This window comes from Microbacterium sp. (genome assembly GCF_047605725.1).
Lineage (GTDB): Bacteria > Actinomycetota > Actinomycetes > Actinomycetales > Microbacteriaceae > Microbacterium.
Genome location: NZ_JASGFE010000001.1, coordinates 91,202 through 102,594 on the forward strand (window position 1 = coordinate 91,202; position 11,393 = coordinate 102,594).

11 protein-coding genes, 1 tRNA gene and 1 pseudogene are annotated in these 11,393 nt (G+C 68.5%); 5 read left to right on the plus strand and 8 right to left on the minus strand.

The genetic code is table 11. The features are described from left to right. Nucleotides 1-294 precede the first annotated feature (294 nt). Together QM641_RS00440 and QM641_RS00445 are read right to left on the minus strand one after the other, a co-directional pair. Nucleotides 295-1,749: a GH32 C-terminal domain-containing protein gene (locus tag QM641_RS00440; RefSeq protein WP_415112326.1), complete on the minus strand. Its 1,455-nt coding sequence runs from the start codon at nt 1,747-1,749 to the stop codon at nt 295-297. 47 nt (nt 1,750-1,796) lie between these two features. After that, nucleotides 1,797-1,872: transfer RNA gene (locus QM641_RS00445), tRNA-Ala, on the minus strand. Between the two features lie 94 nt (nt 1,873-1,966). On the opposite strand from QM641_RS00445, the gene QM641_RS00450 reads away from it, so the two are divergent. Further along, nucleotides 1,967-2,989, plus strand: a complete 1,023-nt coding sequence (locus QM641_RS00450) for a LacI family DNA-binding transcriptional regulator (RefSeq protein ID WP_415112328.1) — start codon at nt 1,967-1,969, stop codon at nt 2,987-2,989. Between the two features lie 59 nt (nt 2,990-3,048). Here QM641_RS00450 and QM641_RS00455 read toward each other — a convergent pair whose 3' ends face one another. Genes QM641_RS00455 through QM641_RS00465 form a run of 3 tightly spaced genes read right to left on the minus strand, consistent with a single transcriptional unit; the run spans nt 3,049 to nt 6,197 of the window. Continuing rightward, nucleotides 3,049-3,849: a carbohydrate ABC transporter permease gene (locus QM641_RS00455; protein ID WP_415112330.1), complete on the minus strand. Its 801-nt coding sequence runs from the start codon at nt 3,847-3,849 to the stop codon at nt 3,049-3,051. Nucleotides 3,850-3,891: 42 nt separating this feature from the next. Further along, nucleotides 3,892-4,839, minus strand: a complete 948-nt coding sequence (locus tag QM641_RS00460) for a carbohydrate ABC transporter permease (RefSeq protein ID WP_415112331.1) — start codon at nt 4,837-4,839, stop codon at nt 3,892-3,894. Next, nucleotides 4,839-6,197, minus strand: a complete 1,359-nt coding sequence (locus QM641_RS00465; RefSeq protein ID WP_415112332.1) for an ABC transporter substrate-binding protein — start codon at nt 6,195-6,197, stop codon at nt 4,839-4,841. Before QM641_RS00465 ends, QM641_RS00460 begins: the two co-directional genes overlap by 1 nt. Nucleotides 6,198-6,444: 247 nt before the next feature. On the opposite strand from QM641_RS00465, the gene QM641_RS00470 reads away from it, so the two are divergent. Next, a complete protein-coding gene (locus QM641_RS00470) occupies nt 6,445-7,473 on the plus strand; it encodes a LacI family DNA-binding transcriptional regulator (RefSeq protein ID WP_415112334.1) in 1,029 nt (342 codons plus the stop codon). A gap of 21 nt (nt 7,474-7,494) precedes the next feature. Here the strand turns inward: QM641_RS00470 and QM641_RS00475 are convergent, their stop codons facing one another. From QM641_RS00475 to galU, 3 genes are all read right to left on the minus strand, one after another. Beyond that, a complete protein-coding gene (locus QM641_RS00475; protein WP_415112336.1) occupies nt 7,495-8,346 on the minus strand; it encodes a large exoprotein in 852 nt (283 codons plus the stop codon). Nucleotides 8,347-8,412: 66 nt separating this feature from the next. Next, complete coding sequence (locus QM641_RS00480; RefSeq protein ID WP_415112338.1) at nt 8,413-9,069, minus strand: GNAT family N-acetyltransferase; 657 nt, start codon at nt 9,067-9,069, stop codon at nt 8,413-8,415. Nucleotides 9,070-9,097: 28 nt separating this feature from the next. Beyond that, entirely contained in the window at nt 9,098-9,976 is an 879-nt protein-coding gene (galU, locus tag QM641_RS00485) for a UTP--glucose-1-phosphate uridylyltransferase GalU (protein ID WP_415112340.1), read from the minus strand. An 86-nt stretch (nt 9,977-10,062) separates the two neighbouring features. Here galU and QM641_RS00490 point away from each other — a divergent pair. From QM641_RS00490 to mscL, 3 genes and pseudogenes are all read left to right on the plus strand, one after another. Next, nucleotides 10,063-10,644 (plus strand): annotated as a pseudogene (locus QM641_RS00490) (5-formyltetrahydrofolate cyclo-ligase); the annotation flags it as partial. Between the two features lie 24 nt (nt 10,645-10,668). Further along, nucleotides 10,669-10,932: an FmdB family zinc ribbon protein gene (locus QM641_RS00495; RefSeq protein ID WP_415112456.1), complete on the plus strand. Its 264-nt coding sequence runs from the start codon at nt 10,669-10,671 to the stop codon at nt 10,930-10,932. Between the two features lie 30 nt (nt 10,933-10,962). Beyond that, entirely contained in the window at nt 10,963-11,379 is a 417-nt protein-coding gene (gene mscL, locus QM641_RS00500) for a large conductance mechanosensitive channel protein MscL (protein ID WP_415112342.1), read from the plus strand. Nucleotides 11,380-11,393 lie beyond the last annotated feature (14 nt).

An 11,393-nucleotide genomic window follows, 5' to 3' on the forward strand; every position in this document is an offset into this window, starting at 1 on the left:
CTGTCGGCCACGGGAGGCGATGCGCGAATGCTGCTTCTGAAGGACTCCGTGGGAACGACCCTCATCGGATGGGTGTTCCGGCTCGTCGCGGTCGGCATCTTCGTGCTCGTGACGGACCTCCGGCCTCCACCCATCCGGTTTCACGAAGTTCGGAGAATCGCGCATACTTCGGAGCGATCCGGCCGAGAACCTCCGAAGTTCGCTCAACTCTCCGAACTTCGGATGCCGGAGTTCGCACCCGGTACGGCCGGTTAGCTGAGGGGCTCGTGCGGCGGGTGGTGGATGCCGGGGCCTTCAGCTCGCGGCACGGGTGTGCACGTCGACCGCGTGCACCACGGCGGAGCCCTCACCCACGAACAGCCCGAACCGGTCACCGGACCGTTCGTAGATGCGGGTGCTGAGGCTCGTGGCACCGTCGAGATTCACGACGCACAGATCACCGTCGACGATCACATCCAGGGTGTGCTGCCCGGCACTGAGTCGGCACGGCCGCTCCAGCTCGACGAAGAACGGCACATCGCCGGAGATCTCCCACTGGGCATCCCCCAGCCGACGACGCGGCCACCGGTCGAGCACCATGCGCTGGCGTCTCGGCTCGATCCGAAGGATGAAACTCTCATCGCCATCCTCGGTCGCGTGCAGCAGTACCCCGAACTCGGTCGTCGTCGGCTGCACCTCGAACCGGACGGCAGCGTGGAAAGTGGCGGGAAGCCCCTCTCGCGAGACCACGGCGACGTAGCCGTCGGGCGCGTCGAGCTCGACCAGTGCACGACCGGCGGACCCGGTCACCGCATCGAAGGCGACCGGCACGACGTCGTCGAAGCTCTCGACCAGTTCACGCGGCAACCCGAAGGCGAGCGTACCGTCCGCGCGCTGGTGCGCCTCCAACACGGACATCGTTCCCGCCCACTGCCACGCGCCGTCGTCGACGTCGCCCTCGCGGCTTGCGATCCAGCCGAAGAGGAAGCGACGGCCGTCCCGCTCCGCCGTCTTCGCCGCGTAGTAGGCCCGCCCATCGATCGAATCGTGCTCCGGAACGAGCCACGGACCGTCCAGGCTCCGCGCCATCCGGTATCGAGTCGTGAACGACTCGGAGAACTCCGACCAGAGCATGTACCACCAGTCGCCCCACCGGAAGACGTCCGGACACTCGTGGGCGATGTACCGTCGCGGATCCCAGAACGGCTCCACCGGCTCCCACGCCACCAGGTCACGGGAGACGCACTGCGCGATCAGCCCGCGGCGGCGCTCAGGACCGTCGACGTGACGCGCCGCGATCAGCATCCGCCAGAGGCCGGCGTCTTCGTCACGGAACACGAACGGGTCACGCCAGTCGGCGGTCTCGTAGCGAGCGGGCGGGCCGAACGTGTGTTCCGGATGCCGCTGCCATGAGCGCATTCCGTCCGTGCTCGTGGCGTGCATCACGAGTTGCAGCGGAAGCCCATCGCGGCCGAGCCGGTGAGGATTCTGGCCGGTGTAGAAGAGATGATGCAGCCCGCGCTCGTCGCGCACGATGCTGCCCGTGTAAGCGTTGAAGTCCGGCTCATCAGACGTTCCCGCGGCGAGCGCCTCGCCGCAGTCCTCGAAGTCGACGAAGTCCGTCGTCTTGACCAGGTGCCACGGCGTGCCCGGCTTGGGATCCGTACGCGACTCATGCAAGTAGTAGAGGAAGAACTCGCCATTCTCCTGCCACGGGATGATGTCGCCCACCCACGCAGGCTTCGGGCGGAAGAAGACAGACTCGCGCATGTGCGTGGGACCTCATGAGAGAGCGGAGACAGAAGAGCTGACGTCAGTGGTGGACCTGAGGGGATTCGAACCCCTGACCTCTTCATTGCGAACGAAGCGCGCTACCAACTGCGCCACAGGCCCGTGAACCTCAGCAACACTATCACGACCGCGGGAGCGCCCCGCGGCGAGGGCCGTGCGAACAGCCCCGCCTGACCCTCCCCCTAGACTGAGCGGCGTGAAGCCGCGCCGAACGACCGCGCAGGACGTCGCCGACCTCGCCGGCGTGTCCCGCAGCGCGGTGTCGCTCGTGCTCAACGACCGTGCGGACGGCAACATCGCCGCCGAGACCCAGCAGACGATCCGCGCTGCCGCGCAGCGGCTCAACTACACGCCGCACTCGATCGCGGTCAGCCTGCGGCGCCAGCGCACGCAGACGATCGGCGTGGTGACCGACTACATCGCCAGCACCGCATACGGCGGTCACATCCTGAGCGCTGCCACGCGCGCCGCACTGGATCACGGCTACATGCTCCTCACAGTCGACACGCACAACAGCGAGGAGGTCGAGGAGGTCGCCTTCCAGCGGCTCGTCGACCGACAGGTCGACGCCCTCGTCTTCGCGGGCATGGAGACCCACGAGCATCCCGTCCCCGCACTCATGCGCACGCTCCCGAGCGTGATGATCAACAGCTTCACGGCGGATGCCGACATCCCGAGCGTCTGCCCCGACGAGCGCACCGGCGGCCGGCGCGCGGCGGAGCTGCTGCTGGCTGCGGGCCATCGCGACATCCTGTGGCTGGGCGGCACGCTCGACGTGCAGCCCGCGCGCGAACGGCTGCAGGGTTATCGCGATGCGATGCGGGCGGCCGGCCTGCCTGCCCGCGAGCCCCTGGTGGGCGGCTGGGAGATCGGCGGCGCGTATCGGGTCGCCGAATCCGTGCTCGCGAGCCCCGACCGGCCCACCGCGATCCTCGCCGGCAACGACCGTTCGGCGATCGGCATCGCTCTGGCCGCCACCCGGCAGGGACTCGACGTGCCCCGCGACCTGTCCATCGTCGGCTACGACGACGACGACCACGTCGCCGCGGTGATGATCCCCCCGCTCACGACGATGCGCCTCCCCCACGACGAACTGGGGCGGATCGGCGTGCGCATGCTCGTCGACCAGCTCTCCGGCACGGCGCCGCAGACTCCGGAGCAGGTCCTCGTGGACTGCGAGCCGATCGAGCGGGCCTCGGTCGCTCCGCCGTCGTCGTAGGGTCTGCTCCCCACGGCGATGACGGAGCGTGCCGAGGCCCGCTCGAGTCGTGCTGCTCCTTACTTGCCCGCACCTGCCGTCAGGCCCTCGCGCAGCGGCTTCTGGCCGAAGACGAAGACCAGCAGCGCGGGGATCATCGACAGGATGACGCCGGCGAGCACCGTCGAGACGCTTCCGGTGCCGAGGTTGCCCTGCAGCGTGACCAGTCCTAGCGGCAGTGTGAAGTTCTGCTCGCTGATGGTCATGATGAGGGGCCGGAAGAACTCGTTCCAGTGGTAGTTGAACGCGAGGATGCCGACGATCGCAAGACCGGGCGTGGACAGCGGAAGGTAGATGCTGAAGAACACCTTCCACGGCCCCGCACCGTCGATCTCGGCCGCCTCGGCGAGCTCCGCCGGCAGCCCCATGAAGTACTGCCGCATGAGGAACGTGCCGAACGCGGTCGGCAGCGCCGGGAGGATGAGGGCCAGCAGCGTGTCGGCCAGGCCCATCCCACGGATGAGCATGAACACCGGCACGATCGTGACCTGCATCGGCACCATCATCGTGGCGAGGATGAGTCCGAACAGCATCTTCTTGCTACGGAACTCGAACCTCGCGAACACGTAGCCCGCCATGGCCGCGCTGAGCATCTGGCCGGCCGCGACCAGCACCGTCACGAGGGCGCTGTTCCAGGTGTACAGCCACACCGGGATCTTCGTGAACACGTCGGCGTAGGCGTCGAACCCGAACGACGTGATGTTCGTGACCGGGTCGGTCGGCGTCAGCGACGTGATCAGGGTCCAGACCACCGGTCCGAGCGTCAGGAATGCACCGATCGCGAGGACGGCGTACTTTCCGAACGTCCCGAGGCCTTTCATCCGAGACGGCTTCTCTACTGCATCAATAGTCATCTCTCGACCTCACCCGTAGAACACGTAACGCTTGCTGAGCTGGAACTGGATCGCCGTGACGATCATGATCAGGACGGTCAGCACGATGCCGATCGCCGAGGCGAGGCCGAACTCGAGCTGCTGGAAGGCCGACTCGTAGATGACCATGACCGCCGTGCGCGTCTCGTCGCCCGGACCGCCCCGCGTGAGGACGTAGGGCTGGTCGAAGATCTGCAGCGCGCTGATGATCGCCATGACCGAGGCGACGAGCATCGTGGGGCTCACCAGCGGCAGCGTGATCTGACGGAACTGCGTGAGACCCGTGGCCCCGTCCAGCGACGACGCCTCGTAGACCTCCTTCGGAATCGCCGAGATGCCGCCGATGAACATCAGGAACGTGAAGCCGAAGTTCTGCCAGACGTACACCAGCAGCACGACCACCTTGGCGCCGAATCCGGTCGTCAACCAGCCGACCTTGCCGATCCCGAGCAGACCGAGGAACTGGTTGATCAGGCCGAACTCCTGGTTGAACAGGTACGCCATGATGAGCGAAACGGATGCCGCGGACAGGATGAGCGGGAAGAACAGCGACGAGCGGAAGAACGTCCGCAGCCAGTTCGGCATCCTCGACTGCACCAGAATCGCCAGCCCGAGGGCGACGGCGAGCTGGATGATGACCGCCGCGATCACGAACCCGATCGTGTTGAGGAACGACACGCGCACCGTGGGGTTGCCCGCGAGCTCGACGAAGTTGTCGAACCCGACGAACTCGGGCGCCGTGATGATGTCCCAGCGGAAGAACGCCAGCACGACCGATCCGATGATCGGCAGGAAGGCGAACAGACCGAGGCCGATGACCGTCGGAGCGAGGAACACCCAGATGAGCAGGCGGTTGCCGCGCCTTCCCTCCGGGGCGCTCCCCTTGCGCTTGCCGGTGACCACGGTACGCGTGGTCGGCGGAGTCGTCGTCGTGGACATCAGCGCTCCCTCAGTGCGAGTTCGAGGTCGCGCTGCATGGTCTCCAGACCCCGCTTGACCCCGTCCGGTCCATTCGTGATCGTGCTGACCACGTTCTTGATCAGCGCCGACTCGACGGCCGCCTGCTGCGGCGGCGCCGGCATCGGGCCCGTGTCGGGGAAGTTGATCAGCGTGTCGTAGAACACGTTCCAGTGCTTCGGGCCGATGCCCGCGCCGTAGATCTCATCGTTGATCGACTTGCGCGGGATCGAGGAGTCGGGCTTGTTGTGCGCAATCCGCAGCCCCTCCTCCGACACGCAGTACTTCAGCCACTCCCACGCCTCGTCCTTGCGGGGCGAGGTCTCCATGATCGCGTAGCCGCCGGCGCCGAACTGGTGCCGCTGGCCGCGCATCTTCGGGAAGTAGGTGACGTCGTACTCGTCGTTGGCGACGCCGGCGTCGTGCAGGCCCTGCGCCCAGAACCCGCCCGCCGGCGTCATCCCGACCGCGCCGGTGGAGAACAGGGCGACCAGCTCGTTGCCACCGCCCTGGGCCGGGTTAGCCGCGAGTCCCTCGCCGACCAGCTGCTGCAGCACCGAGAAGCTCTCGATCGTCTTCTCGTTGAGCGCGTCCGCACCCTCCCACAGGTAGCCACCGCCACGCGGCTCGATGTCGGGGTAGAAGGTGTTCCACAGCCAGTCGCCGCCGGGCGCCTTCTCCTCGGTGAGGAAGCTCGTGTCGTTGATGTAGAGCCACGGCACGACACCGCCCCACAGCCGGTTGTTCCAGAAGTAGGGCAGGAACGTGCCCTGGGCACCGGCCTTCATCTTGCGGGCGACGTTGAAGAAGTCGTCGAGGGTCCAGTGGTCGTCGGGCCGCTCCAGCCCGGCCCGCTCCAGTGCCGACGAGTTGTAGAAGACGTTCGCCGCGTTGAAGTTGTCCGGGAGCATGAACAGGTTGCCCTTGTAGAGCATCGAGTCCACCAGGGCCGGGTGCGTGTCGTCGAAGTAGCCCTTCATCTCGTCGGCGTCGCGCTGCACGTACTCGTCGATCGGATACGCCATCCGCGAGGCGAACAGCTGGGTGCCCTCGGTGGCGACCGAGACGATGTCCGGCGGACTGCCCGCCGCGCTCATGGTGAGGATCTTCGCGAAGTAGGTGCTCCAGTCCTGTCCCTGGATCGCCACGATGCGCACCGCGATGCCGGGGTGCTTCTTCTGGAAGCCGTCCACGAGCTTCTGACGCGCAGCGGCGTCTTGGGCGGTTCCGAAGAGGGCGATCGTGAGCGCGTCCTGCCCGCGCCCCGGAATGTCCGCCCCTGTCAAACGCGGCCACGACACCGCAGTTCCGACGATGCCGAGGCCGATGGCTCCGATCATCGCTCTTCGTGTGAGGTCAACCACTATGTTGCTCCTTCTCTGGAAGAGAGTTCGTTCCGGCGACTAACACGTGTTAGGTCACCAGAACTCATCCTGACAATTCGCTGAGAGGACGTCAAGTCCCCACGTGGGGATTCGGATCGTCCGTGCTGAATCCATTCAGCATTGGGAACGATAGCACCCCTCCTCGACCGGCGACAAGACTGTGCTGAAATGGTTCAGCACCCGCGGGCGAACGGAGGTCGTGATGGTCGAAGAGGCTCCTCGCCGACCCACGCTCGCCGACGTGGCGCGCCTGGCCGGCATGTCGAAGTCGGCGACGAGCATGATCCTCAACAACAAGGAGGGCTCGCGGCTGTCCGCCGCGGCGGCGGAGCGCGTGCGCGCGGCGGCGACCGAGCTCGGCTACCGCCCCAACCCGGCCGCCCAGAGCCTCCGGCTCGGCCATACGCGCACGCTCGGCTTCGTCTCCGACAACGTCACCCTCACCCGCTACGCGTCCGCCATGATCCGTGGCGTGCTCGACACCGCCGCCCAGCACGACCACACGGTCCTCATCACCGAGACCGGCGGCGATCCGCAACGACTCGACGCGTCGATCCAGAGCATGCTCGACCGGCGGGTCGACGGCATCCTCGTCGGGCTCTTCCAGGCCCGCATGGTCGACGTCCCCCGCATCCCGGCGAATCTCCCGCTCCTGATCGTCAACGGTACGACGCCGCAGGACCACCCCAGTGTTCTGCCCGGCGAGTACGCGGCGGGCAGAACGGTGGCCGAGTTCCTGCTGAACGCCGGACACCGGCGGATCGCGTTCATCGGCCCGGTCAGGCGACTGATGAACGATCCCCGGCAGTCGGTGTCGATCGACGACCGCCTGCAGGGGATGGATGACGCATTCGCGGCCGGCGGCGTCTCACCGCTGCGCGTCGACGTCGCCGAGTGGACCGTGCAGCTCGGCTACGAGCACGCGCTGCGGACGATCACGACCCGCCCCGAGCTGACGGCGATCGTCGCCGGCAACGACAACATCGCCTTCGGCGTGTACCAGGCGATGCACGAGCTGGGCCTGCGCATCCCGCACGACCTCTCCGTGATCTCCTTCGACGACGAGGAGGTCGCCGCCTACCAGCGGCCTGGGCTCACCACCGCGCGGCTCCCCTATCAGGAGATGGCCCAGCGCGCCGTGGAGATGCTGCTCGGCCGGCGCGAGCCCGCCCACGAGACGCTGCCGATGCCGCTCGTCGTCCGCGAATCGGTGGGCCCGCCGCGGGACTGACCGCGGCTCCGGCTCGCCGCGTCACTGACCGGAGGCGCGCTGCTCCAGCAGCCGGCGCACGTGCGCCTCGATCGCCGCGTCGTCTGCGGCCGCACGCGCAGACCGGGCGACCTCGATCGACGGCGGACGCAGCGCCTCGGCGCGTGCGCGCATCGCCTCCTCGAGCGCCGCCTGGCGCAATGCCGCACGCGCGGACTCGGCATCGAGCACGGCGGAGGCGCGCGAACCGGGTTGCGCGGTGAGGGGTCTGGGCAGGCTCCGCGGCGCCCACTGGCGGCCGGAGCCCTCCAGGGCGACGTCCTGCACCTGGGCGACCGGTCGCTCCTGCGCCTCCAGTTCCTTCGCCGCCGTGCGCGCCCCGATCCGGGAGGCGCGCCACAGCACCGCCGCGGCGAGCATGGCCGCACCGGCACCGACCCACAGCAGCAGCTGCGCGCCCGTCGTCACCAGTTCGTAGGCGCCCCAGGCGGCAACACCCAGGCCGATCAGCACGAGGGTCGTCATCGTCAGGCGCAGGCGCCGCCGCGCACGGGCGCGCCGGGCAGCAGGGTCGGCGCGGCGCGCGGCACGTTCTGCACGTTCGCGCTCGAGCTGCACGCGGGCCTGTTCGACCGCGAACTGCTCGCGTTCGGCCTGGGCGCGCTTGGCGATCCGCTGCTGGGCGTGCGCGGCACGGGCGTTGAGCTCCACCTGCACCTCCTCGGGCGTCTCGCTGGTCTCGGCCAGCACCCGCAGTGCCTGACTGAGCCGCACCGCGTTGCGCTCGGCGGCGTTGTACTGGTGCCGCTGATGCAGGGAGGGGAGCAGATACACGAGCCAGAGGGCCACGGCGACGAGGACGATCACACCACCACCGAGAACCTGCTCACCCATGCCGTCCACGGTAGGGGCACGCGTCGTCGCGACCGGGCCATGACGCCGCGTGTCTCAGGTTCGAGTTCAGGTCGAACCCTCCTCGACCCCTCGCTCGGGGTCGAAGCGGTCCGCGGGCGGGATGACGGCGGCATCCGCCGGCACACGTCCGGACAGCCAGCGCTGCAGGATGCCGTCGGGTACTTCCTCGCGCACGAGAGCGAACGCGTAGTGGTCGCGCCACTGGCCGTCGATGTGGATGTAGCGACGGCGCAGCCCCTCGTAACGGAAGCCCAGCTTCTCCACGACGCGCAGGCTCGCGCGGTTCTCCGGGCGGATGCAGACCTCCATCCGATGCAGCCGCAGCTCCTGGAAGCACAGATCCGTCGCCAGCGCGACGCAAGTGGGAGTGATGCCCAAACCGGCATATCTCTCGCTCACCCAGTACCCGATCGTCGCCGACGACAGCGACCCGCGCGAGATGCCCCACACGTTCAGCTGACCGGTGAGCTGGCCGTGGTACTCCATCACGAACGGAACGCCGCCCCCGTCGCGATACTGCTGCAGCAGCCGCCGCACGCCCACCCGCATGTCCAGCGACACCGGGCCGTCGGGACTGGTCGCCTCCCACGGGCGCAGCCACGCCCGGTTGCCCATCAGCTCCGCCTGGAGCCCCCGGGCGTCGCGCGAGCGCACCAGACGGATCGAGATCGGTCCGTGGCTGCGCGGCGCGGTCGGATCCATCCTGAGCCCTTCTAGCGCCGGCCCGTCGTCACAGCGACGCCGTGAAGTCCTTGAGCCAGGGCCGCAGCTCCGGTCCCAGGTCGTCGCGGTCAGCAGCCAGCTGCACGATGGCCTTGATGTAGTCGAGCCGGTCGCCCGTGTCGTAGCGCCGTCCGCGGAAGACGACGCCGTAGACGCGGCCGGCCGCGGCGAGCTCCTGCAGCGCATCGGTGAGCTGGATCTCGCCGCCCTTGCCGGGCTCGGTGCGGGCGAGGATCTCGAACACGTCGGGAGTGAGCACGTAGCGGCCGATGACGGCGAGGTTCGAGGGCGCCTCTTCCGCCTTGGGCTTTTCGACCAGGCCGGTGATGCGCACGATGTCGGGCTCGCCGGTCGGCTCGACGGCCGCCGCACCGTACATATGGATGTGGTCGGGGTCGACCTCCATGAGCGCGATGACCGCGAACCCGGTGCGCTCGTGCTGGTTGAGCATCGTGGTCAGGAGCGGATCGCGCGCGTCGATGAGGTCGTCGCCCAGGAGCACCGCGAACGGCGCGTCGCCGACGTGCGAGCGCGCCCGCAGCACGGCGTGGCCGAGACCGCGCGGCTCGCCCTGGCGCACGAAGTGGATATCGGCCAGTCCGCTCGACTCCTGCACCCGGTGCAGCCGAGCGAGGTCCCCCTTGATCTTCAGGTTCGACTCCAGCTCCGGCACCGAGTCGAAGTGGTTGGACAGCGCGTTCTTGTTCCGGCCGATGATGATGAGGATGTCGTCGATCCCGGCGTCCGTGGCCTCTTCGACCACGTACTGGATGGCCGGCTTGTCGACCACCGGCAGCATCTCCTTGGGCAACGCCTTCGTCGCCGGCAGGAAGCGGGTGCCGAGTCCCGCGGCAGGAATGACGGCTTTGATGGGGGTATGAGCCATGCATGACACTCTATCGATGCCCGGCCGCCCCGCCCGACTGCACGGGCTGCCCCCTCGCCGACACCGCCTCGTCTAAAATCGACCTCATGTCCGATGCGATCGCGCAGGACAAGCGCGTGCTCCGCGACGACCTCCGCGAGCGGAGGCGACGACGCACGATCGCCGAGCGAGAAGCCGCCGCCGCGGGGCTGCACCTCCAGCTGGAGCGCCTCGTGACAGGTCTCGGGGTGCGCACGCTCGCGTGCTACCTGTCGACCGAGACCGAGCCGGGCACCCGCGCGTTCGTGACGGATGCCACCGCCCGCGGCATCCGCGTGCTCCTCCCCCTCGCCCGCGCCGACGGGACCCTGGACTGGGCCGTCGATGACGGCCGGTTCGTGCCCGGCGCCCTGGGGCCTGCCGAGCCCGCCGGCGCACCGATCGGGCCGCGCTCCGTCGAGGACGCCGATCTGCTCGTGGTCCCGGCGGCGGCCGTGGACCGGTCGGGCATGCGGCTCGGCTGGGGCCGCGGATACTACGATCGGATGCTCGGTTCGATGAAACGGCATCCGCCGGTCTACGCTGTGATCTTCGACTCCGAGCTCGTCGACGCGGTACCGCGCGACGTGCACGACCAGCCCGTCGCCGGAGTCGTCACGCCCACCCGGACCGTCGCCTTCGCGGCGCGCCCGCGCCCAGCCCGGAGAGAACCCATGCCCACGTACGCCTACGCCTGCAAAAGCTGCGGCCACCGCTTCGACGCGGTCCAGTCGTTCGCCGATCCTGCACTCACCCTCTGCCCGGAGTGCGGCGGGGAACTGCGCAAGCGCTACGACTCGATCGGCGTCACCTTCAACGGCTCGGGCTTCTACCGCACAGACTCCCGCACCGCCCCCGCAGAAGGCTCGACAGCCGCGTCCGGGGGCGCGACGGAGAAGAAGGCCGCAGCCCCGGCCGCAGCCACCGGCTCCGACTGACGGGGCTCACGAGCGAAAGAAGGACGCATCATGCTCAACGGATTCAAAGACTTCATCATGCGCGGCAACGTCATCGACCTTGCCGTCGCCGTGGTCATCGGCGCCGCGTTCACCGCGATCGTCGACCAGGCCGTCACCTCGATCATCAACCCCCTGATCGGGTTGTTCTTCAACGCGGACAGCCTCGACACGGCCCTCGTCCTGACCGTCCCGACCCTCGGCGGCGGCACCAGCTCGTTCGCAATCGGAGCCCTCCTCGGCGCCATCGTGAACTTCCTCGCGGTCGCGGCGGTCGTCTACTTCGTGTTCGTCAACCCGATGAACCACGCCAAGGCCGCCGCCGAGGCGAAGAAGGACGCCCCCGCCGAGGAAGAGCTGCCCAGCGAGCAGGAGCTGCTCATGCAGATCCGCGACCTGCTCGAGCGCGAGCGCCCGCAGCGGAGCTGACACCGCGCGGCGGC

Coding starts and splice junctions, on each gene's coding strand:
- QM641_RS00470 (WP_415112334.1), top strand. CDS start 6,445: ATGGTCGAAGAGGCTCCTCGCCGACCCACGCTCGCCGACGTGGCGCGC.
- QM641_RS00465 (WP_415112332.1), bottom strand. CDS start 6,197: ATGATCGGAGCCATCGGCCTCGGCATCGTCGGAACTGCGGTGTCGTGG.
- QM641_RS00460 (WP_415112331.1), bottom strand. CDS start 4,839: ATGTCCACGACGACGACTCCGCCGACCACGCGTACCGTGGTCACCGGC.
- QM641_RS00475 (WP_415112336.1), bottom strand. CDS start 8,346: ATGGGTGAGCAGGTTCTCGGTGGTGGTGTGATCGTCCTCGTCGCCGTG.
- QM641_RS00495 (WP_415112456.1), top strand. CDS start 10,669: ATGCCCACGTACGCCTACGCCTGCAAAAGCTGCGGCCACCGCTTCGAC.
- galU (WP_415112340.1), bottom strand. CDS start 9,976: ATGGCTCATACCCCCATCAAAGCCGTCATTCCTGCCGCGGGACTCGGC.
- mscL (WP_415112342.1), top strand. CDS start 10,963: ATGCTCAACGGATTCAAAGACTTCATCATGCGCGGCAACGTCATCGAC.
- QM641_RS00480 (WP_415112338.1), bottom strand. CDS start 9,069: ATGGATCCGACCGCGCCGCGCAGCCACGGACCGATCTCGATCCGTCTG.
- QM641_RS00440 (WP_415112326.1), bottom strand. CDS start 1,749: ATGCGCGAGTCTGTCTTCTTCCGCCCGAAGCCTGCGTGGGTGGGCGAC.
- QM641_RS00455 (WP_415112330.1), bottom strand. CDS start 3,849: ATGAAAGGCCTCGGGACGTTCGGAAAGTACGCCGTCCTCGCGATCGGT.